The 22,909-nt window shown below is 42.3% G+C and carries 20 protein-coding genes; 16 read left to right on the forward strand and 4 right to left on the reverse strand.

What is annotated here, in order from left to right; genetic code table 11:
- Nucleotides 1-363: 363 nt before the first annotated feature.
- Nucleotides 364-1,776, forward strand: a complete 1,413-nt coding sequence (locus tag BCT27_RS07145) for an MBL fold metallo-hydrolase RNA specificity domain-containing protein (protein ID WP_102395394.1) — start codon at nt 364-366, stop codon at nt 1,774-1,776.
- Nucleotides 1,777-1,941: 165 nt separating this feature from the next.
- On the opposite strand, the gene BCT27_RS07150 is transcribed toward BCT27_RS07145, so the two are convergent.
- The 4 genes from BCT27_RS07150 to BCT27_RS07165 all read right to left on the reverse strand — a co-directional run bounded on the left by BCT27_RS07150 (nt 1,942) and on the right by BCT27_RS07165 (nt 6,177).
- On the reverse strand, nt 1,942-4,110 hold the full coding sequence (locus BCT27_RS07150) for a YjbH domain-containing protein (RefSeq protein WP_102395395.1): 2,169 nt from the start codon (nt 4,108-4,110) through the stop codon (nt 1,942-1,944).
- A gap of 2 nt (nt 4,111-4,112) precedes the next feature.
- Nucleotides 4,113-4,985, reverse strand: a complete 873-nt coding sequence (locus tag BCT27_RS07155) for a capsule biosynthesis GfcC family protein (protein WP_102395396.1) — start codon at nt 4,983-4,985, stop codon at nt 4,113-4,115.
- A 1-nt stretch (nt 4,986) separates the two neighbouring features.
- The gene (locus BCT27_RS07160) at nt 4,987-5,700 is read right to left on the reverse strand and encodes a YjbF family lipoprotein (RefSeq protein WP_102395397.1); all 714 of its coding nucleotides are present in this window, start codon (nt 5,698-5,700) and stop codon (nt 4,987-4,989) included.
- A gap of 228 nt (nt 5,701-5,928) precedes the next feature.
- A complete protein-coding gene (locus BCT27_RS07165) occupies nt 5,929-6,177 on the reverse strand; it encodes a hypothetical protein (protein ID WP_102395398.1) in 249 nt (82 codons plus the stop codon).
- Nucleotides 6,178-6,404: 227 nt separating this feature from the next.
- Here BCT27_RS07165 and BCT27_RS25815 point away from each other — a divergent pair, with 227 nt between their 5' ends.
- The 15 genes from BCT27_RS25815 to BCT27_RS07240 all read left to right on the forward strand — a co-directional run bounded on the left by BCT27_RS25815 (nt 6,405) and on the right by BCT27_RS07240 (nt 22,902).
- Nucleotides 6,405-6,761: a hypothetical protein gene (locus tag BCT27_RS25815; RefSeq protein ID WP_241908524.1), complete on the forward strand. Its 357-nt coding sequence runs from the start codon at nt 6,405-6,407 to the stop codon at nt 6,759-6,761.
- 556 nt (nt 6,762-7,317) lie between these two features.
- Entirely contained in the window at nt 7,318-7,839 is a 522-nt protein-coding gene (locus BCT27_RS07175) for an outer membrane beta-barrel protein (RefSeq protein ID WP_102395399.1), read from the forward strand.
- Nucleotides 7,840-7,882: 43 nt separating this feature from the next.
- On the forward strand, nt 7,883-10,531 hold the full coding sequence (locus BCT27_RS07180; protein ID WP_102395400.1) for an SLBB domain-containing protein: 2,649 nt from the start codon (nt 7,883-7,885) through the stop codon (nt 10,529-10,531).
- A gap of 129 nt (nt 10,532-10,660) precedes the next feature.
- A complete protein-coding gene (locus BCT27_RS07185; protein ID WP_102395401.1) occupies nt 10,661-11,038 on the forward strand; it encodes a four helix bundle protein in 378 nt (125 codons plus the stop codon).
- A 110-nt stretch (nt 11,039-11,148) separates the two neighbouring features.
- Nucleotides 11,149-12,117, forward strand: coding sequence for a Wzz/FepE/Etk N-terminal domain-containing protein (locus BCT27_RS07190; RefSeq protein ID WP_102395402.1), 969 nt, complete (start codon nt 11,149-11,151; stop codon nt 12,115-12,117).
- Between the two features lie 72 nt (nt 12,118-12,189).
- Complete coding sequence (locus BCT27_RS07195; RefSeq protein ID WP_102395403.1) at nt 12,190-13,230, forward strand: Gfo/Idh/MocA family protein; 1,041 nt, start codon at nt 12,190-12,192, stop codon at nt 13,228-13,230.
- A gap of 15 nt (nt 13,231-13,245) precedes the next feature.
- Entirely contained in the window at nt 13,246-14,520 is a 1,275-nt protein-coding gene (gene tviB / locus BCT27_RS07200; RefSeq protein WP_102395404.1) for a Vi polysaccharide biosynthesis UDP-N-acetylglucosamine C-6 dehydrogenase TviB, read from the forward strand.
- Between the two features lie 45 nt (nt 14,521-14,565).
- Nucleotides 14,566-15,147 (forward strand): acyltransferase, encoded by a 582-nt coding sequence (locus tag BCT27_RS07205; protein WP_102395405.1) that lies wholly within the window; start codon nt 14,566-14,568, stop codon nt 15,145-15,147.
- Between the two features lie 8 nt (nt 15,148-15,155).
- Nucleotides 15,156-16,238 carry a DegT/DnrJ/EryC1/StrS family aminotransferase gene (locus BCT27_RS07210; RefSeq protein ID WP_102395406.1) on the forward strand — a complete coding sequence of 361 codons (1,083 nt, stop codon included), beginning with the start codon at nt 15,156-15,158 and terminating at the stop codon, nt 16,236-16,238.
- Complete coding sequence (locus tag BCT27_RS07215) at nt 16,231-17,475, forward strand: lipopolysaccharide biosynthesis protein (RefSeq protein WP_102395407.1); 1,245 nt, start codon at nt 16,231-16,233, stop codon at nt 17,473-17,475. The genes BCT27_RS07210 and BCT27_RS07215 overlap by 8 nt, the downstream gene beginning before the upstream one ends.
- 21 nt (nt 17,476-17,496) lie before the next feature.
- On the forward strand, nt 17,497-18,663 hold the full coding sequence (locus tag BCT27_RS07220; protein ID WP_102395408.1) for a hypothetical protein: 1,167 nt from the start codon (nt 17,497-17,499) through the stop codon (nt 18,661-18,663).
- The gene (locus BCT27_RS07225; protein WP_102395409.1) at nt 18,648-19,142 is read left to right on the forward strand and encodes a DapH/DapD/GlmU-related protein; all 495 of its coding nucleotides are present in this window, start codon (nt 18,648-18,650) and stop codon (nt 19,140-19,142) included. Before BCT27_RS07220 ends, BCT27_RS07225 begins: the two co-directional genes overlap by 16 nt.
- Nucleotides 19,139-20,482 carry a polysaccharide deacetylase family protein gene (locus tag BCT27_RS07230; protein ID WP_102395410.1) on the forward strand — a complete coding sequence of 448 codons (1,344 nt, stop codon included), beginning with the start codon at nt 19,139-19,141 and terminating at the stop codon, nt 20,480-20,482. The genes BCT27_RS07225 and BCT27_RS07230 overlap by 4 nt, the downstream gene beginning before the upstream one ends.
- Nucleotides 20,483-21,565, forward strand: a complete 1,083-nt coding sequence (locus tag BCT27_RS07235) for a glycosyltransferase family protein (protein WP_102395411.1) — start codon at nt 20,483-20,485, stop codon at nt 21,563-21,565.
- Nucleotides 21,562-22,902, forward strand: a complete 1,341-nt coding sequence (locus BCT27_RS07240; protein WP_102395412.1) for a hypothetical protein — start codon at nt 21,562-21,564, stop codon at nt 22,900-22,902. The genes BCT27_RS07235 and BCT27_RS07240 overlap by 4 nt, the downstream gene beginning before the upstream one ends.
- The last annotated feature ends 7 nt before the right edge of the window (nt 22,903-22,909 follow it).

Consider the following 22,909-nt stretch of genomic DNA (forward strand, 5'->3'; position numbering starts at 1 on the left):
AACTGTTCTGATAAGTGAGACATTTGCCTATCACGTATTTTCCATATGCAAGCTGTCACTTTTCAAGCAAGAAATACTCAAGTAAGGAAAAATTCAAGTAAGAAAACGCGTTGTCTGAATCCTGCCTTTTCATAGGGTTCGGATATAAACAGTGGCAGTCCAAATGTGAGTCTTATTTCGCTTGTGCGACTTACTCACGTTACTTCCCTCCAAAAGTGAAACGTCATCCCCTTTGGTTTAGGTGCGAATATGCAACAATGACATACCATCTAATGCACTGATTTTTATAATAATATCAATAAGAGATTACACGCAGACAATCACTGATGTATGTCAGAGTGACTGCGCTATCAAGGAAGAACAATGAACATCATCCACCACGGCGCCAAAGATGGCGTGACAGGTTCATGCCACCAACTCAATACAGACGAAGGGAAGCTCTTGATCGATTGCGGGTTATTCCAAGGGGACGAGAGTAAACCGCTTAATGTCGACTTTCCCGTCAAAGACATCGATGCTTTGCTCGTCACTCATACCCATATTGATCACATAGGCCGTATTCCTTGGCTGTTAGCCGCGGGCTTTCGCGCGCCGATTTACTGCACCGAAGCGACAGCACAACTGATGCCGATGATGCTTGATGACGGATTGCGCCTCCAACTCGGCATGAAGACTCGACAACGTAAGCGCGTGTTGAACCTGATTCGCTCGCTGATACGTCCCATCAAATACGACACATGGATTGACATAAAACGCGCTTCTACTGCTTCTACCCAGATCGCCTCCTCCTCCAAAAGCAGCGCCTCCGGCCCGATCACTTCCACCATCGCCAGCATTTGCTTTCAACCGGCGGGACACATTCTCGGATCCTCATACATCGAAGTGGCATTGCCAAATGGCGAGCGCGTTGTCTTTTCCGGCGATCTTGGTCCGAGTAATACGCCTTTACTGCCAGATCCCATCTCGCCAGAACGTGCAGATGTTCTCGTGATCGAAAGTACCTATGGTGACAAAACCCATGAGTCGATCGCTTCCCGTGCCGAACGCTTAAAGACGCTGATCAATCGTTCACTTAGTGATGGCGGTGTGATCATCATTCCCGCTTTCAGTGTTGGCAGAACCCAAGAACTCTTGTTCGATATTGAAAACCTGCTTGCCACATCCTTAACTGACGATGAAAAGCGCACATGGGCCACAATCCCCGTGATCCTCGATTCCCCAATGGCAACAAAAGTGACGGAGCAATACCGCGCTTTTAAATCCTTGTGGAGCCAAGAAGCCAAAACCACTTTGGATTCAGGGCGACACCCACTCGCGTTTGACCAATGCATCACCATCAATACCCATCGCGACCATATCGGCTTGGTCAACCGCCTCAAACAAACAGGCGAACCTGCCATCGTGATCGCCGCCAGTGGCATGTGTAACGGCGGGCGAGTGCTCAACTACCTCAAAGCTTTACTGCCGGATAAACGCACCGATGTAATTTTGGCCGGCTACCAAGCCAGAGGCACACTTGGGCGCAATATTCAGCGCGGCGATAAACGTATTCACATCGATGGAGAAAACATCGCCATCAACGCCCACATCCACACCATGTCTGGCTACTCGGCCCATGCAGACAGAGACGATTTGCTCGCCTTCATTGAAGGCATACCGCAAAAGCCCAAGGAAATTAGAATCGTGCATGGCGACAAAAAAGCACAGGAGGCGTTAGGGGAGGTGATTGAGGAGCGAGGATTGGCGGAGAAAGCGGTGCTTGCAGTTAAGGTATAGGTTCGTAAGAGCAGGGATCTAGGAAAAGAAGGTCCTAGATCCTAGGAAGAGCGAAAGCGAAAAGCTTGACGGCGTTTTAGGTTTTTGGAAAATCGTTGCAGAACCCAGAACCCAGAACCCAGAACCCAGAACCCAGAACCTAGGAACTAGGACCTTCTCTTAACCTTACCGATTCGTAAATTCACTGTTTGGATAGCGCCCATTCGTCATGTCATACAAATGGTATTTACGTCCCAGCATTTGGCCGCCATCACGTGAAAGCGGTGTCCAGCCGACCAAAGCACGGCTCGAACTTGGTTTCACGGTGAAGATGTCGAAAGGAATCGAAATGTAGAAGCCTTTGTTAAAGCTACCTTCACCGAATTCTTCCGCGGAAAGGTTCGTCTTCGCCAAGTAGGCCCCTGCGATCACGCCGCTATCGAATTGCTTCGACACGTCCAGCGTGACACCTTTATCTTCCGCCAAGTACTGACCGACACTCGCCTTGATCAACAAATCATCAAACCAGCTCCACTCAGGACGGTAGTAGGTGGTGAAATGCCCTGTCGGTGTGCCCGTTTGAACGCGGTAAGAGCGTTTAGTTGTTGGGTCGTAATGCACTTCTTCCGTGAAAATACCAAACTCAGAATTTGGGTCACGCTGGGCAACATAGTTCATGTCCATACCGAACGCCCAGTTGCTGTTAAGAGGGCGATACAAGACTTCAGCACCGACACCCGCAAACATGGTTTCCAAATAACCACCGTAAGCTTGAACGTAGAAATCGTCGCCAAACTTATCGAATGCCGTTAGCTGCAAGTTGCCCACACGCACACGGTTATCGGAAATGTATTGGCGCACCAAGGTACGCACACGTTTCAGATCAGTACCGTCTGGCGGCACGTCGTAAAGGAACTTGTCGTAGTTATCGTAAAGGTTTACGTAAACCCCGCCGCCAATTTCAATGTTATCGGTCAGCCAATAACTGGCACCCGCCGTTACACCAATATTGAACAGGTAGAAATCTTCTGAGCCACCAATCGATTGCTGAAGGCTCGGGTTCACGTTCACAGACCAAGGTTTACTGGTGTCAGCTTGCAACATTCCGCGTGCAGTACTTGGGTTTGTACGACGTGTAGTGTCTGAAACGTTCGCGCCGACATATTCTTGATTGGCCACCTTGCGGTATGCCGAGGCATCAATGTCAGTTTGTACCGTGGTTTGGTTTGCGCTTTGTTCGACCAAATGGAAGCTTGACGCCTTTGAACCGGTATTGGTCAAAATCATCGCTGCTTTTTCGTGTGCAAGGTCGCGATCACGGTATTTTGACTGGCCGCCCACCACAGTGATGCTTTCATCATCCGCATAGACTTTGGTTTGGCCATAACCGGCGATGGTTTCAAGGTCTGTTGCCACGCGATCCCAATCAATGTCATCCACGGATTCGCCCTGTTTTCCGTTGTAAGCAGGCGTTGGTGTGTCTGACCAGCTTTGTGACAGCGTGTTGAAATTGGTTTTCAGGGTGAAGCCCAGTGTCCAGGTGTTACCGCGCTCAAAGCTGGCGCGAATGTCGCCCCAATCGTCTAAGCGATATACCGCGCCGACGTTGAATGGCGAATCCTGTGGCATTTCTTTATCAGAACGCGTGACGACAAAATCGCTCTTGTAGTTATTGCCATCGTACTCGGCTTTAAAGCTTAACGGTGCCCAAGGGGTTTGGTATTCCATACCACCAAACACAGACATACAACCCGTAAACCAGCGGCTGTAATCAAAACTGCCGCCTTTACCTTTATAAGAGGTATCACGCCCGCAGTCATTACCAAGGCTGGTATCGCCTTTTAGGTTGGCACGGTTACCCATGTAACCCCAGCCAATACCGACAGTGAAATCGAACGGGCCCATGTGTTTACTTGCAGCAATAAACTCGCCATCAAACAAACCTGTACCGCCCATATCACGGATACCGATCGAGGTTTCAGGTAGCCAATAGCTTTCTTCCCAAAGGCGCAGTTTTACATCAATGCCCTTGTCGGTGTAATAGGTGTCGCCACTGAAGTTTTCGTAATTGCTGTAATACAAATCCGGTACTTGTGTGTAGCGAATGGTCGCTTCCAACCAAGGCATCAATTGCAACGAACTATGGTAATGACGGTAATCATCATTCACGGTGACACCGAGCGAAAACTCACCTTCAGGCGCGACGCGTCCGGTGGGCATTTGCATCAAGCCCACACCACCAAAATCACTTTGGGTCGGGCTAAATTTCGTGAAATTGAGATCGTTCGCGACAGCCGGAAGGGCATGTAACAAAGCCAGCGAAAGGGAAGACAGTTTAAATAAAGTACAACGCATGACTACATAACCCGATGTTGAAGAAGACGCGGAATATCGCGGTTAAGAGAGGAAAGCGCAGAAGGCAAACCTTGAAAAGGCACAAAAATCGTTGCGCCTGGGGCGAGGTTTTTAGGCATCTGGTTCCAATACGCAGTTTGATGAATTTCTAATTCGCCATCTGGCTGGATAACCGTCACATCGCTGATGCCAAAGGTGTTCAGCGTTTGTGCAATGTCTACATAATCATCGGCAACGTAGTCAGGCTGAAAATCGGCATCAGTGGTCTCTGTCACTGCGCCTATCACCCAAACATTATTCGGGCGTGATGGCAGCACTAACATCAGGTTGCCTTTCACTAATGGGTTTACCTTACTGCCAGACAGATAAAAATCTTCATCCAGTGGTACTTGAATACGGGATTGAAATTGTGATTCGGCGAAAAACGTTGAGAGCGCGGTGACAGACGCGTGTTTTTCAGCATCGTTCTGCCAAGCTTCTTGAAGTTTGTTCAGGTTGTCTGTTACCGCTTTTTTCAAAGAGGCTAATTCAGGTGTGTTCGCGGTATCAAAAAGCCCTGCACCCTGCCAATAAACAGTGTCGGTATTGTGGGCAAGAATGTTGTTGGCATTGGCTCTGATCACTGCGGCACCTTGTGATACCACTTGCGATACGCGTGGCGCGCCATTAAAGGCCACGTGATACATGCGCGTAGCGTCAGCAGAGTTGGTGACGGTTACCTTGGTTTGTTCTGCGGCAATGGCTTGGCCAGACACCGTTAAGCAAAACACAGATGCTGCAAAAAACAATGTCATGGTGCTCAGCGTGCGGTGCGTGTCGAGCAGGCTTATTTTGAGAAATTGGCTTGTCTGAGTACAAAGAAAAGGGCTTTTCATGTTACTGGCTCACTCCCGAAAAAGGCTTTAACACCGTCAGTTCAATGCGTGGCATCCCCGGTGCAGGGGTTTGAATGCTGGCAATGACATGCCCTGTTTTTGGGTGCAACCAAAATTCATTTTCGAAGGCGATATCTAACTGAGGCGCATGCACATACTCGATGACATGCACTGTGCTTACGGGCTTCTCATTCACCATCAAGGTGTTTTCACCTTGTAGCTGAAAGCGTGATTCTAAGGTGTAACCCGCATGGTAGCCCGGTTGCCAATCCACTTTGCGTGTCCACACGTGAGGCGTGGCACCTTTTAGCAAGCCAAGGGCAAGCGGGTCGGCTTGGTGGGAATAGCTGGCAGAGAGGTTACCACCGAGAAGGTTGATGGTTTTTACTATGCGACCGTGTTCAGTGACCAGCATTTCGCCCGTCGCTGACAACCATTTCAGCTGAAAATGATTCGTAGGGTCCGCGAGGTTCGACATACTCGGGTTAGCATAACCCAACACCATGAATGCCTGACCGCCATTGTTGGTTTTGGCATAAAGGCTCGCGTAAGGGAGATCGTTAACTTTATCGGCAGAGACCACCACATCGTCGATTCCAAACAATGCGAGCGACATCGTGTCTTGCACATCTTGAAATTTTTGGCTGCAGCCGGAAAGGGTAAACAGTGCCCCCGTCAGCGCAAGGGCCTTCAGGCCTATGTTACAATTTTTCATAGTACTACAACTGTGTCGCCAACCGAAGCGAACCGAGATTCACCCATCATGGTGGCGTAAAATAATGTCAAACCTATCAATCAATACCTTGGCGATGAGTGGTGTTGTTCGTCTTTTTTCAACAGCGCTAACGAGATCTAACAGAGCCGCCAAGCACATTGACTGGGTATCAATACGAAGAAAACCGAACAGCTTGCGCTGTTCGGTTTTTTTTACACAACTTACTGATTAACCTTGGGTGGTAACAGAAGTTGAAGTGGTTGTTGCAGTGTCGTTGTTTGATGCATCAACAGCAACAACGGCTACAGCAACAACGGCTACGCCAACTGCGATTGCCGTTGCGCTAACACCGCCAGCAGCAGCAGTAGATGCAGAAGCACCGCCCGCAGAACCACCAGTGGTTGATGCTTCTTCAGCTGCCATTGCTGGTGCTGCCATCATCATCGCAACAAGTGCTGCAATTGCTGATTTTTTCATGTGAAACTCCATAACTTAATGAGATGCCTGTTTCTATTATTAGACAGGCTTCTAAAATGCTAAACATAATTAGGAGTTAAGTAAACATATAAACAATGTCAATCCCCACTTGTTTGGCATTTATTGGGTTTTCAATGCTTAAAATCACGTCTTATGGCTGACTATTGAGTCAATCGTCTCAGTAAAGTACACTTCTGGCCGAAATAATTTACCTAGTAGGTGTAGTCATGAAAGTATTTGTTTTGTTCTTGCTCATTTTTTCATCTCTCACCATTGCTGGATGCGCTACATCAAGTAATGCCATTCAAGCGAATGGCACCATTCTGTGGAGCAACGGCGTCGTAGAGAAAGTGCGCGTTTCTCCTTCCAATGAACACTTTGTGTTTCTCCATCAGCGCATGTATTCAAGTCAAGTGATTGTTTATAGCCGTATATTTGGCGCTAGCACCTCAGAGTGTGAGTTTTATGTGAATGAGCCTAAACCAGAAGTGCGTTTAACAGTGTGCCACGAAGGTGAAGTGGAGTTATTAGAAAATGGCGCGGTGATTAATCTCGGCCAGTTAACGGTTTATGGCGATTTCTGAGCCTTTTTGATGTAACTAAATGTGTCAAAATATATAACATTTACGTTATTTCGATCGCATAAAGTGCACTGTTGAGATAGTTGCAATATATGCATCGTCCAAAAAAACATCATCTTATCAGTGGCAGCTCAATTTTGAGACAGTTAGATAAAAAATAACTGATTTGTAATTAATCCATGTGAGCTGTAAGTGATACACTTTCCGCCGCATTTATATCTTTGTGTACAAAAAACAATCGTAGATATAAAAGTACATTGCCTAGAAAGGCGATCAGAAAACAGGCTTTAGCGGGTGCACTCGTAAATGCCAATAACAAGGTCTATTGACGATCTACCTCCACAACCTATTTTACTGCGTACTTTGGGAACGACACCCAAGGGCGGTAGCGTAAGTGAAAGCCATCAACCGTGGCTAAAAACACGTTGGCGCGATACTTGATTCGCGTCAAAAATTTTAATCATTACAGACACTCAAGTTAACGAAACTCCCTAACAAAGTGCTTAAAACGCGGTGTGGAAGATTTCTGGTTTGAGAGTACGCCACGTTTGAGGAAAGTATGGTGAAGCGAACAACATCTTTTATTGCCGCAGGCTCTTTGCTCATTGCAATGCTGGTAGCACCAACAGCGACAGCCGACCTTTACACCGGGGCAATCGTTGGATATAGCAATGTGGAATACACAGAAGCCGCAACGAATCAGCTTTCAGAAGCAAGCCCAATCTTGCTTCAAGCCCAAGCAGGGTACTTTTTTAACGATTATCTCGCGGTGGAAGGACGTTTTGGTACGGGACTAAAGCGAACGGATGGCATTGCAGTCAACAGCTTAGCCTCGGCATATGTGAAAGGAAACATTCCAGTGACCAACCAAATCGCGATGTATGCGCTTGCGGGTTACGTGGCATCCGAGGTGGATAACAACGGAAACGGCAAGGTATCAGACAGCGGTTTCAGTTTTGGTTTGGGTATGCACTACGCACTCAGCAGTGAAACGGCAGTCACCGTCGAGTTTATCAATGCCTCTGCCAGTGACAACCTCGGACAGAGCGCCGTGAACCTTGGTTTTCAATACCGTTTCTAACCCCTTCTTAGCATTCATCGATTGACGTAACGAGTTTTAATTCATGATTTTTCGATTAAAAAATTTAGTCTGTGTTGGCGCCGTGTTGGTTTCTTCGTTCTTGCCGTATACGGCAGTGGCGCAAGCCCCAACGGCAGCACAAATGGAAATGTTTAAAAGCCTACCGGCTGATCAACAGCAGGCACTGGCAAAGCAATATGGTGTTAGCCTGCCTACAGGCGGACAGGCAACGCAAGCGTTTGAAACCAACGAAGTGGTCGCTCCACGTCCTGACGTGAGCCAAAAGGCAAAGCAAGCACAAAATAGCGCTAAACAAAGCAAACACGGACTTGAACGCTTTGGCCTTTCTTTGTTTGCAGGGTCACCAACCACGTTTGCACCGATGAGCGATGTGCCGGTGCCGTCGGATTATCAAATCGGACCGGGTGACGAAATCGTCATTCAGCTATTTGGTAAAGAAAACAATACCCACCGTTTACGCGTTACCCGTGAAGGCGTGGTGAATTTTCCTTCCCTTGGTCCTGTTCAAGTGGCAGGCATGAGCTTCACCGAAGTGCGTGAATCCCTCACTCAGCGCGTTAAAGAACAAATGATTGGGGTGCGCAGTGACATTTCCATGGGCGAAATGCGCAGCATGCAAATTTTCGTGATGGGTGATGCCTATAAACCAGGCGCGTATTCAGTCAGTGCACTTACCACCATTTCCCAAGCCATTTATTACAGCGGCGGCTTTAGCGAATCTGGTGCGCTGCGTAATGTGCAACTGAAACGAAACGGGCAACACATTCGCACGTTAGACATGTATGAATTGCTGTTAAAAGGCGATTCACGCAATGATGTCCGCCTACAGCCAGGGGACACCGTTTTCATTGGCCCAGTAGCTCAGACTGTGTCTATTCACGGTGAAGTAAACCGCCCTGCGATTTACGAAGTAAAACGCGGTGAAACCTATGAAGATATGCTGCACATGGCGGGTGGGTTAACCGCGAATGCGTTGAGCGAGTTTGTGCTGGTGAAGCGCCCTTCAGCAGAAGGCATGCGTGATGTGCTGACATTAGATTTAGCGTCACGTGCTGGCCTTTCAACCCGCCTTACAAACGGCGATGACATTGAAATCGCTAAACGCAGCAATGAACTCAAGCATTTTGTACAACTAGAAGGTGATGTGCTTCAGTCAGGTTACAAGCAGTGGACAAAAAACCTGCGCATCAGTGATCTTTTCACCTCCATTGATTCTGCGTTTAATGCAACCGCAGACCTGAATTACGCCTTGGTGGTGCGAGAAATTAATCCACAACGCGATATCCGCGTACTGCAATTCAACTTGGCTAATGCGATTTTGAACCCAGCAAGTGCCGATAACATCAAGCTGCAATCACGCGACCGTGTGCTGGTATTTAACCGTTTTGACGGCCAAGCGTTGGAAGCGGTGAACGACAAAACAGAAACCGCGAAGACCCTTGAAGAAGCCAAAGCGCAAGCAGCCAATGAACAGCGCGAAGAGCAACAAGCCATTGAAGGGGAAGAACAGCTTTCAACCCAGAAAGCCAAGCTGATTTATCAAGGGCAAGAAATTACCAAAGAGCACATTGAAAAAATCAAGGGCTCTACCCGAAACGTACTGTTGGCATCTGTGCTTCTGCAACTGCAACAACAATCCGTATATGGTTCGCCAGCGCTGATCGCGGAAGTGGTGGGTGAGGTGAAGAACCCTGGCCGTTACCCAATCACTGACAAAAACACGGTTAAAGATTTGGTAACAGCAGCGGGCGGTTTAACGGCAGAAGCCTATGTGCTGAACGCGGAATTGGCACGCACGCTAGTGAACAGTGAAAGCCAACGCGCAAGTGTACAGATCTCTCCGCTAAACCTTGGCAATGCCATTTTGGGTGATGCAAGTGAAAACCTGACCATCGCGCCGCGTGATCGTTTGAACGTGTTGCAACAACCGGGCGTGAAAGAGCAAAACACCGTGGTACTCAAAGGGGAAGTGCGCTTTCCTGGCACGTATGCGGTGAGCAAAGGCGACACCCTGCAAGACATCATTAAGCGTGCTGGAGGCTTAACCGAGTTTGCCAACCCGCAAGGTGCAATCTTCACCCGTGAAGCGCTGCGACTTCAAGAACAAAAACTGCTTGAAGACTACGCGGCAGATATTCGTAAAGAAACCGCGAAGAAAACCTTCCACCGTGACAGCAACATGGGTTCGATGATCACCAACCCAGATAAAACACTGGCGTTCGTGGAAGAAGCAAGTCAAAGCAAAGCGCTTGGCCGTATGGTCGTTCAGTTAGATGAAGTGATTGAAGGCAATCGTTCTGCAGACTTCATGCTAGAAGACGGCGACTTCCTGTTCGTGCCAACCTACCGCAACACAGTCTCTGTGATGGGCGAAGTGCAAGTAGCAATCACTTACCTGCGTGATGACAAGCTAGATGTGGATGACTACATCAACAAAGCCGGCGGCATGAAAAAACAAGCCGATGAAGATCGCATCTTTGTGGTTCGTGCCGACGGTTCAGTCTTCAAACCAAACAGCGGCTATTGGTTCGGTAACCAAGGCGAAGAGCTAAAAGCCGGCGACACCGTCGTTGTTCCGCTAGATACCGATTACCGCGATGCACTGAGTGTTTGGACTGCCGCAACGCAGATCCTTTACCAGACGGGTGTAGCAGTCAATGCGCTGAAATAAAAGAGCGGGACTACGGATTACAGGGAAGAGCCCTGAATACTGAAAGAGCGATTTTGTTGTTCTCTGTAATCATGCTTTTTCCAGTAACCCGTAATCCACAGTCAGTATTCGCTTTGGAAAAGGATTTCCATGAGATTTAAGCAGCTAAAGGTATGGCAACAAGCTTGTCGGCTTTCTTGTGATATCTATAAGTTGATGAAGGAATGTCGCGACTGGGGCTTCAGAGACCAAATCACACGTTCGGGTCTATCTATACCGTCCAATATTGCTGAGGGTGAAGATAGAGACTCGCCAAAAGACCAAATTCGATTTCTCAACATCGCTAAATCATCAACTGCAGAACTTATTACGCAAATTTATATAGGAATAGAAGTCGGATATATCGATAAAACGGAAGGCTTGAGACTAATCAATGAGGCTGAACCAATCGCCGGAAGCTTGGGAAAGCTCATTAAAACAAAGAAGTCACGAATTGGCGAAGACACACCAGACTACGATACCCAGTAATTAGCAATCCAAGCGCTTTGCTCTTACCAGTATTCCGTAATCAGTCTTCATTAATCCAGGCTCTTAGCCCTTACCTGTAATCAGTAATCCGTACTCAAAAACCACTAACTATGAATAAGAATATTCAAGACATACCGACCCAGTATCCAACCGACGCCCATTTTCAACCTCAGGCTCCCGACTCGGATGAAATCGACCTGCGCGAACTCTTCGCCGCCCTATGGAAAGGCAAATGGATCATCATCGCGACCACGTTCCTCTTCGCTGTTGCGGGTGTGTTTTACGCACTGAGCCTGCCAAATATTTACAAAGCTGATGCACTGCTAGCCCCTGCGGAATCCAGTAGCGGCGGCCTTTCTAAAATGGCGTCGCAATTTGGTGGTTTAGCTTCTTTGGCTGGTGTGAACTTAGGGGGCGGAGAAGCGTCACAAACCGATTTAGCGGCAGAAGTGATTAAGTCACGTCAGTTTGTGAATGCTTTCATTGCAAAGCACGAATTAATGGTGCCGCTTATGGCAGCCAAAGGGTGGGACTTAGGAAAGAACGAACTGATTCTCGATGAAGAAATCTACAACGCTGAAACAAATACCTGGTTACGTGAGCCCGAAGGATTGCGCGGTTCGGAGCCTTCTGAACAAGAAATGTATGAAGCGTTTGTGAAAGAAGTCCTTTCTGTAGGTTCAAATAAAATAAGTGGCTTTTATACACTTTCGATTAAACATTACTCGCCATATTTAGCGAAGCAATGGACGGATTGGCTCATTGCAGACATTAACAAAGTCATGCGTGAGCGCACCATAAAAGAAGCAACTCAAAACCTCGCATATTTAGAGAGCCAGTTAGAAAAAACGGCTATTGCGGATATGCAAAGCACGTTTTACTCACTCATTGAAGAACAAACGAAGAGCTTGATGCTGGCCGAAGTGCAAGATGAGTTTGTGTTTAAAGTTATTGACCAGGCCGTTGTTCCTGAGTTGAAAGTGACACCTAACCGCCCATTCACTGTGCTGCTAGCGTTAATGATGGGGTTTGGTTTAACTGTGATCTCTTTATTATTTAAAACGGTTATAAAGAAATAAAAAACTGAGGCTCTAAAATTTCATTTTCAAAGCTGTGTTTCTATTTGAACTAAAAATTTAAGTTGAAGGTAAATGGAAAATAAAAATAAATTGCGCATCGCAGTAGTTGGGTGTGGAAGAATTTCAAAAAATCATTTTGGCTCAATTGAACAGTTAAGTTCAGAGTTTGAGTTAGTAGCTGTATGTGATACGGATATGGATGTTCTGACAGAGCATAAAGCGAAGTACAAAGTTCCGGGTTATTTGTCTTTTGATGAATTATTAGTTGCCGAGAAATTAGACCTAGTGACTCTGTGCACACCAAGTGGACTTCATGCGTCTCAAGCTATAAAAGCTGCTAAGGCAAAAATACACGTTGTTACTGAGAAACCAATGGCAACGAAATGGCAAGACGGCCTTGACATGGTGCGCACCTGTGACGAAGAAGGTGTTCGTCTATTTGTTGTGAAACAAAACCGTCGTAACTCTACACTTCAACTGCTAAAACGCGCGGTTACCGAAAAGCGCTTCGGTCAAATTCATATGGTTCATCTCAATGTTTTTTGGACCCGTCCGCAAGAATATTACAATCGTGCTGCTTGGTCAGGCACTTGGGACATGGATGGTGGTGCCTTTATGAATCAAGCTACACACTATGTGGATTTAATGCATTGGTTAATTGGCCCGGTAGAGAAAGTCCACGCTATGACGTCTACTAACCGCGATATTGATGTTGAAGATACGGGTGTGGTCAATATTAAGTGGCGCAACGGTGCGCTGGGCTCTATGGCAGTGACCATGTGTACTTACCCCAAAAACCTTGAAGGTTCGATAACTATTCTTGGCGAAAAAGGCACGGTAAGAATCGGTGGCGTTGCGGTGAATGATATTCAAGAGTGGACGTTTGAAGATGAGCGTGGCTACGACAAAGATATTCATAGTGCGAACTATCAGACCACATCAGTCTATGGTTTTGGTCACCCACCTTACTTCCAAAATGTGGCTGACGTTTTGCGAGGTAAAGCAGAGCCAGAAACTGATGGTCGTGAAGGCTTGAAATCACTAGAACTGCTTATTAGCACTTATCGGTCCGCTCGTGATGGTAAAGAAATCGGTTTGCCACTGAATTTATAATACTTTGGATAACAAATGAAATTAGATGAATTGAATATCGGTATCGTCGGTCTAGGCTATGTAGGTTTACCGCTGGCCGTAGAATTTGGCAAGAAATATCAAACGTTGGGCTTTGATATCAATGAGGCTCGCGTTCAAGAGCTTGAGAGCGGTAAAGATTCTACGTTGGAGTGTTCGCCAGAAGAGTTAGCGAGTGCGCCTCATTTGCAGTACACACATCAGTTGAGAGACTTGTTAGTGTGTAACTTTTATGTGGTGACGGTGCCAACGCCAATCACGGAAGAAAATACGCCCGATTTGACCCCATTAAAGAAAGCGTCTGAAGCCCTTGCTCAAGTCATACGGAAAGGAGACATTGTTGTTTTCGAATCAACCGTGTATCCAGGTGCGACAGAAGAAGTGTGCCTCCCTATCATCGAAAAAATGTCAGGATTGATTTTTAACCAAGACTTTTTCGCTGGCTATAGCCCCGAACGAATCAATCCTGGTGATAAAGTGAACAGACTAACGACTATCACGAAAATCACATCAGGTTCGACAGACGCTGTTGCAGACTTTGTTGATGCGGTATACGCGTCTATTGTGACCGCTGGCACACACAAAGCTTCTTCTATTAAAGTTGCTGAAGCAGCTAAGGTCATTGAAAACACCCAACGTGATTTAAATATTGCCATCATTAATGAATTCGCGAAGATTTTTAACCGATTAGACATTGATACTGAAGAAGTGTTGAAAGCGGCAGGTACAAAGTGGAACTTCTTACCGTTTAAGCCGGGCTTGGTGGGGGGACACTGTATTAGTGTTGACCCGTACTATCTAACTCATAAAGCTCAAGAGGTGGGGTATCGTCCAGAAGTCATTTTGGCAGGGCGTCGTATCAATGATGGTATGGGCGAATATGTCGCGACACAACTGGTTAAAAAGCTATCGAGCAAGAAAATCCATATTGATGAAGCAAAAGTTCTGATATTAGGTTTCACCTTTAAAGGTGATTGCCCTGATGTTCGTAACACTAAAATCATCAATATCGTAAAAGAGTTGCAAGACTATAATATGTCGGTCGATGTACACGATAGCTGGGCTTCAAAAGACGAAGTTCGTCATGAGTATGGCATTGAACTAATTGATGAGCTGAACGAAGGTAGTTATGACGCTATCGTTTTAGCTGTTGATCATAGTGAGACGAAAGCGATGGGTGTTGAGGCACTCCGTCGTTTAGGAAAAGAAAATCACATTCTATACGATGTGAAACATGTCCTAAGTTTAGGCGAAGCCGACATCCGTCTTTAATTCATAACAAGGGGGCAAATGCTCCCTTTAATAATTGGGGTATCAATGAGTTTCTTTCAGCATGAAACTGCCATTGTTGATGATGGTGCGATTATAGGTGAAGGCTCTAGAGTGTGGCATTGGGCACATGTGTGCTCGGGCGCCCAGATTGGCCGTAAAGTCTCTCTTGGTCAGAATGTCTTTATTGGCAACAAGGTCACCATTGCGGACCAGTGTAAAATTCAAAACAACGTTTCTGTTTATGACAATGTCCACCTAGAAGTGGGGGTATTTTGTGGGCCAAGCATGGTGTTTACGAATGTTTATAACCCTCGCTCTCTTATTGAACGCAAAGACCAATACCGTGACACGATAGTCAAAAAGGGAGCCACTTTGGGTGCAAATTGTACAGTTGTGTGCGGTATTTCGATTGGTGAGTACGCGTTCATTGGTGCAGGTACTGTCGTGAACAAAGACGTTAAACCTTTTGCTTTAATGGTTGGCGTTCCAGCGAAACAAATTGGTTGGATGAGCCAATATGGTGAGCAACTTGATTTGCCATTAAAGGGTCACTTAACCATAACCTGCCCTCATACTCAAACTATTTATCAGCTCGATGGTTCAATATTAACGGTCGTTAAAGAGTAAAAGTAACAATGCAATTTATTGATTTAGCTGCGCAATACCAACATCTAAAAACTAAGATTGATGCTCGCATCCATAAAGTACTCGACCATGGTCATTACATTATGGGACCTGAAGTTTTAGAACTTGAGGAACAATTAGCCGAATATGTTGGCGTAAAACACGCCATTACTTGTGCCAATGGTACTGATGCTTTAACTCTAGCGATGATGGTATTAAACATAAAAGAGGGCGACGCGGTTTTCTGCCCTACATTTACATTCTTTGCCACAGCAGAGACTATAGCATTCGCAAACGCGACTCCTGTATTTGTTGATTCCGAAGAAAGTACCTTCAATATTTGTCCCGTCGACTTAGAAAAACGTATTCAACACGTAATTACAGAGGGGAAACTCGTTCCAAAAGCGATTGTATCTGTGGACTTGTTTGGTCTTCCTGCGAACTACGTGGAAATTGAAGCAATTGCCAAGAAGTACGGCTTAACGTTAATTGAAGATGCAGCTCAAGGTTTTGGTGGGACGTTGAATGGCAAGATGGCGGGTGCATTTGGTGATATTGCAACTACTAGTTTTTTCCCTGCCAAACCGTTAGGTTGCTATGGTGATGGGGGGGCTATTTTTACTAACAACGATGATTACGCAGCGCTACTGCGCTCGTTGAGAATTCATGGTAAAGGCTCAGATAAGTATGATAACGTCCGTATTGGTGTAAACAGCCGTCTTGACACTATTCAAGCTGCTATTCTACTAGAGAAATTGGCAGAATTTTCAGTGGAGCTAGGGGCAAGAGAAAGGTTAGCGGAAGCATATGCTAAAGAGTACGCAGAGCAATTTATTGTTCCTAAATTACCTCAAGGCTATACAAGTTCATGGGCACAATATACCCTTCGTAGCGATCGTCGTGAGGCGTCAATGAAAGGGTTCGAAAACCTAGGTATTCCAACGATGGTATATTACAGGACTTGTATGCATCAACAAACTGCCTTTGTTGATCTAGGTTATAACGATGGTGATTTTCCTATTGCGGAAAAACTTGCAAAGCAAGTATTTAGTTTACCTATGCATGGTTATGCAAGTTGTCTAGGATATGAATGACAAGTTTAATCGACATCTAATCACCTTATTATCAGGGACGATAATAGGGCAAGCCATTCCTATTGCAATAACTCCTATTCTGACACGCCTTTATACACCAGAAGACTTTGGTTTGTTGGCTATATTTGTAGGTATAACACTGACTATTGGCTCTATTGCAAATGCAAGGTATGAATTAGCAATAATGCTCCCGAAGAAAGATGAGGATGCATATAACGTAGCAGGATTATGCTTAATCATTGCTATTACCATATCTTTAGCTACTCTCCTGATAGTATGGTTGTTTAACGAAAAGATAGAATTATTACTAGGAAATAAAAGTATTGGATTATGGCTTTACCTAATTCCTTTAGTCGTTTTCTCTACAGGAATATATAATACTCTAAACTACCTAAATACAAGGAAATCTATTTATAAACCTATAGCTAGATCTAAAATTACTCAATCCACATCTATGTGCGCTACCCAGCTTTTGCTTTCCTATTACGCATCTAATTTTAATGGATTGATTGTTGGTCAAGTTGTAGGAAGTCTATTTGGTAATATTTCACTATTTAGAAGTGTGAAAAGAGATTATTCTTGTTATAAATTTAACCTACTAAAAATTAAGGCATTAGCTAAACGATATAAAAAATTTCCTCAATTTTCAATGTGGGCAATATTAGCTAATAACTTGGCAATTCACTTGAATAACATGCTAATTTCGGTTTTCTATTCCGTTGGTACTTTGGGTTTCTATGCATTAGCCCAAAGAATTTTAGGGTTACCATCTACTATAGTAGGAAGTTCGATAGGTCAGGTATATTTTCAGCAAGCAACAGAAGAAAAGAAGTGTACTGGATGTGCATGGGGTACTTACAAAGCGGCTTTGATCAAGCTACTTATGATGGCACTGATTTTTTTCACGCCTCTATTCTTCCTAGTGGAGGAAGTTTTCAAATTAGTATTTGGAAATGATTGGATGGTCGCTGGTTCATATGCAAAGATATTGATCCCATTTTTCGCTGTGAGGTTTATTGCTTCTTCTCTTAGTTGTACAAATAGTATATTTGAAAAACAACATATATCATTGATTTGGCAAGTTATCCTCTTAATTTCAAATGTCTTAGTAATGTATTGTTCTGATTATTTTGAATTATCATTTTTAAGTTTTTTATATATATTATCATCAACCAATTTTGTTTTATATTTAGTGTTGATTTTCATCACGATGAAATATGCAAGATTAGGGCGATAAACAATTTAAATAAGGTAGTCTATGCATAATAAAGTTTGTGGATTAGTATTAGGCGGACATGTCAATGGATATTCTATTGTATCCGAACTTTATGAAAGTGGTATAAAAGATCTGGTCTTATTTGATTATGGACGTTCTATTGCAAGATACAGTAACAAACTTGTATCGGTTTCATCTCTGTCACCATGTTTATCAGACCTTAAAGATAAAATCATTGGATTGAAAGATGATTATGATTACATAGTTATATTTCCAACAGATGATAAGCAATTGGAGATGTTAGCCGATATTTATAACGATATTTCTTCTTTTTGTTATATTCCTATCAATGAAAAAAGTCTAAAAAAAGCCCTAGATAAGAGCTATCAATATCAAGTATGTGAACACATCGGTGTACCTTACCCAAGAAGTAAAAATATAGAAGTTTCAATATCCGTTGATGATTTAGAAAAATTAACATTCCCAATTATTATTAAACCTGTTACTCGGCAAGATCTTTTTGTTCCCGTATTCAGGAACCTGTATTTAGAAGACTTAGAGGCTCTTAGTCAAAATCTAAGCCTGATTAATTCTCATTTGAAAAATGGGGTAGGGTTCTTAGCATCAGAATTTGTACCAGGAGATGATACAAATATTTATGCATATACCTGTTTCAAAGATAAAAACGGCGATATTAAAAATGAATGGGCAGGAAAAAAGCTTACACAATATCCGGACAATTATGGTGTAGTGTGTAGTGCGTCAAATGAAGTTACCAAAGAAGTGTTAGAGCAAGGTAGAAGGCTTGTTTTAGAACTGGATGTCTGTGGTGTTATAGAGCCTGAATTTAAATATGATAGCAGAGAAAAAAGTTTCAAATTGATGGAAGTCAATTTACGCTCCATGATGTGGAATAAAGTGGGTTCTTCAAGTGGCGTAAACCTGCATGTGTCACTTTTCAAGTCTGCTACTGAGGGGGATGTTGTTAAGTACGAACAAGATACAAAAGATATCATCCATACAGTCTTGATGCTTCATGAAATCCCCAACCTTCTTACTAGAAAAGGTTACTTAAAACATTTCAAACACAATGTTTTCGGTAGTAAAAGAAGAGTATGGATGATCTTTAACAAGGGAGATATAAAGCCATTTCTATATAGCTTGTTAGTTTTATTTAAGATGATAGGACGCTTATGCTTAAGGAAATAATTAGTAATATTGTAAAAAGAATTAGATATAGAATAATAAAAAACAAACTCGATGTTTCGATTGCTCCTAGTTCTGTTATTTATAATGTGGAATTTTCTGGCGGTGGTAAGATTGAAGACGATACTAGAGTGATTGGTGATAAACTAATTACAATTGGTAGTAATATATATATAAATGCTGGGTGTCACTTCTTGGGTAATATTAATATAGGCAATGATGTTATGATTGGCCCAAAGGTAACTATCTGGTCTAGAGATCACGGAATAGATGAAAATATATTAATGAGATTACAAGCGAATCTTGATAGTCCTATTAATATTGGGGATGATGTTTGGATTGGTGCTGGTGCTATTATTTTAAAAGGTGTATCAGTAAAAAATGGTGCTGTTGTTGGAGCCGGAAGTGTAGTCACTAAGGATGTTTGTGAAGGAACTATCGTCGCGGGCAATCCTGCTAGAGTTATTGGTGTTAGACGATGATAACAATTCATGTTCCTTTTATTTCGAACAAATTTACCTATGCGGTAAACTATGTTTTTCAAGAAAGATTGGGAATCGAATACGATATAAAAATTAGATACAACTCAGGAGAAGAATTATCTATTATAATTGAATATAATGGAGAGGAAGTTAGTTTCCCACTTTTTTTTTGGGATTCTGAGTCTGGTGATTTGAAAGTTGATAAAATACTCAGCCTAGATAAGGTGGATATTTTATTGAAAGGAAAAAAAGTTCCTGTTATTAACTCTTCCAATAGAAGAGTTAATGGAGTTACGGATGTAGATGTTTTTGGTTTTATTTTCTTTATGCTTTCTAGAATAGAGGAATTAAATGAAAGTAAACAACTTGATGACCATCAGAGATTTCCTGCTAAGGAATCTTTTGCTTTTAAACATGGTTTCTTAGAGTTTCCAGTTGTTGATTGGTATGTCGAGTTGGTGGCTGAGGAACTTAAATTAATAGGCGTTAACAAAAAAAACAAGGATAACTTCACAACAGTTGTTTCTTGTGATGTAGATTATCCAACTGAATACTATTTTCAGTCATATAAATCCTTTTTTAGAAAATTTATTACTTCTTTAGTAAAGGAAAGAAAATTCTCGCGATCTATAGGGCTTATAAAAAGATTTATTTTTTCGAGTTTGAATATAAATCAGAATGATATTTTCACTGAAAATGTTCGCTATATTATGGATGTAAATGAAAGGAATGATCGAAAGGTTATTTTTTATTTTATTCCTTACAATACATCAAAATTAGATTCTAATTTGAGTATCGAATCTAAATTGGTTACAAAGCTCGTAGAGGAGATAAGAGATAGAGGGCATCTAATAGGTATCCATCCATCATACGACTCTACGACTGACAAAGCCATTTTTGAGCTCAACGTTAATAAATTCAGAGACTCAGCAGCTTATTTTGAAGGTGAAGAATTACATAGCCGTACTCATTTCCTAAAATGGGACGCATTTAATACACCGGCATGGTTGGAATCTAGCAATATCAACGTAGACTCTAGTCTTGGTTACGCTGATCTTTCGGGATTTAGGTGCGGAACATGTCATCCATTTAAGTTATATGATTTGAAAAATGACAAATCTACTAATATTAGTGAGTTTCCTTTAGTTTGTATGGATGCTTCAATACTTTCAACTAAGTATGAAGGATTAAACAATTTTAACAGAGCCTTAGAAAGAGTTTCTTTTCTTAAAGAACAATGTAAACAGGTAAACGGTGTTTTTACTCTACTCTGGCATAACAGTAGCTTTGAAGAGAAGTTTGAAAAAAAACTCTATGAAAATGTAACGAAGGTGGAGTGAATGAGCTTTATTAGTAATGTATTGATAGTTAATTATTACGGAGAAAATGGTAATAATCCAGGAGGTAAAAGAAGTTTACTATGGAAAGAGTTTTTTAAGGACCATAACGTTGATATTTCATCTCCTAAATCTGGTAAAAATAAAGGGCTCTTTCAAAAGGTTTTTCATAGGTTAATAAATTTTGCTCTAGGTCATTATCCTCAACTACCTCAAGATTGGGTTGTGGAAGTTAGTGAAGCGATTAACTCTGGTAAATATGATGTTGTCGTATTATGCTGTCCTGATTATTCTGTATGTGAATTTGTTTCTAAAAACACCAGAAGTAAGATTGTTCTAGATATTAGAGATGGAATTTATTTTGAGTCACTTTGGAGTCGAATGGAAAGGTGGCGATATAAAAATAAGTTATTGTCTTTAGAAGATAAAATAAAAGATGTATATCTTTTATCGACCAATATCCCTGGTCTTAAAAAACACTACGAAAGTAAATATAAAATTCCGATGTATTTGTTGCTTAATATATCTGTTTTTGACAGTCAAATATATTCAATCAAACGTAATTTAAGTAACAAAAGTGAGCTTCGATTATTATATGCCGGAGGGTTGCTGAAAAGTTCAATTGGTCAGAATCTACTCTGCTTGTGCCGTTCTATAAAGATGCTCAACGAAAAAGGAGAAAGAATCACTCTGACAATGCTAGGTCGATTTAATGCCATTGAAAGAATATTTTATACTAAATTATTTAAATTTGTTGAAATCAGAGAAGAAGTTCCCTCAGGAGATTTGTCGAAAATATCAGAAGATTTTGATTGTTTTGTGATTTCTAACACAACCAATCGAGATCTGTTACCCTCGAAATTTTGGTTTTACATCAAATCAAACCTTCCAATTCTTTCTATATCTCCGTCATATTCGTTGGATTATGTATCACAATCCATTGAAGGGTTGATATGTACTAGTCGTGACAGTGAAGACATTGCAGCCAAAATAAAACAAATTTTGGCTCTCGAAGATTTTGACCGATTTGAATTAAATATTAATGATGAGAAAGAAGAGTTAAAGTCTAGATTGGGACTCATATGATATATATAACTTTACAAGTTCTAGTGTTGTTAACTACTTGTTATATATTATATCGGCAGGTGTTAAATCCTAAGGCATTTTCCATTGCTTCGTCTTATGAGTTTCGATTTTTCATTTTATTTAATGTCGTTGTTCTTTTGGGATTTGGATCTATTCTTGCTTATAACTTGCCAGACACTAATTCTGTTTTAAAACGAGTGATGCCGGGTGGATATGAATGGGGGTTGTTAGGTGTTTTAATATTTCTAGTTTGTTGGTTGATAGTTTCGGCGCTATTTAATATAAAAGAACGTTCTTATGATTATGTGAAAATTGATAGAAAAGAAGACTCTTTTTGTAGTGTTAATATATTAATACTATTAACGTCATTAATGGTGGCTTCAACACTACTTATCTTAGCGGTTTATGGGATCCCTCAAAAAGCAATGTTTTCAGGTATGTCTGCTCAGGATCTTGCTGTAATGCGCACCTCCGGATTACACAACTCTACAGCCGTACCAACATTGGTACGGCGTCTTTTTGCTAAAGAGCTTTCTATTGTACTTAGTTTTATATTTTTATCTAGAGTCGTTTTATCCAGAAATAGAAATTCAATATTTAAAAGTAAAGCAAAATTGTTATTGTTTATTAGTTTTTTTTGCGCCGTGTACCATGTTAGCTTTGAGTTATCTAAATCAAAACTCGTTGCATATATTTTATTGTACTATCTACTTTATTGTTCTTGCAAGTTGAAAGCATATAAAAGAAAAACAAACCTATCTTCACTATTTTTGACATTTATTTCTCTTTTTGGTGTCTTGGTGTTAATATTTTCTTTGACGTATCCAGACTACGACTTTCAACAGTTAATATTATATTTAACGTCTCGACTCTTTGTGAGTCAAATATCACCCTATTACTATTCTGTAGGACTCTGGGTTAATGATATTAGCATTGCGGAACCTTTTGATATAATTTTCTACCTTGGTGAGGTTTTCAAGGTCGCTGACTTTCAAGCTCCAGCTCAGCGTTTAACTGAAATGCTATTCTATGATGCTTATATTAGCGGCAGAATGAACTATTTAAGTAGTTTTTTATTGGGGGACGCGGTATCAATGTTTGGCTTTTATTCAGTGCCTTTTTTCTCTCTATATATTGCTTTTTTGTTAAGGGGTTTCTTTTTTATAAGATGCTTCGGGTTTCCAAGGGACCTATTTTTTGGACTTGGTGCAGCAGTTTTATATGGGAGTAATTTCATGTCATCTTTGTTTCCATTTATATTAAGCTCTAGCGTGATTTTTATTGTTGTTTTTGTGTCGTTAGCAAGTAAGCGCACATTTCTCTACCTACCTAAGTGATTATTTT

The organism is Enterovibrio norvegicus (assembly GCF_002876705.1).
Lineage (GTDB): Bacteria > Pseudomonadota > Gammaproteobacteria > Enterobacterales > Vibrionaceae > Enterovibrio > Enterovibrio norvegicus_B.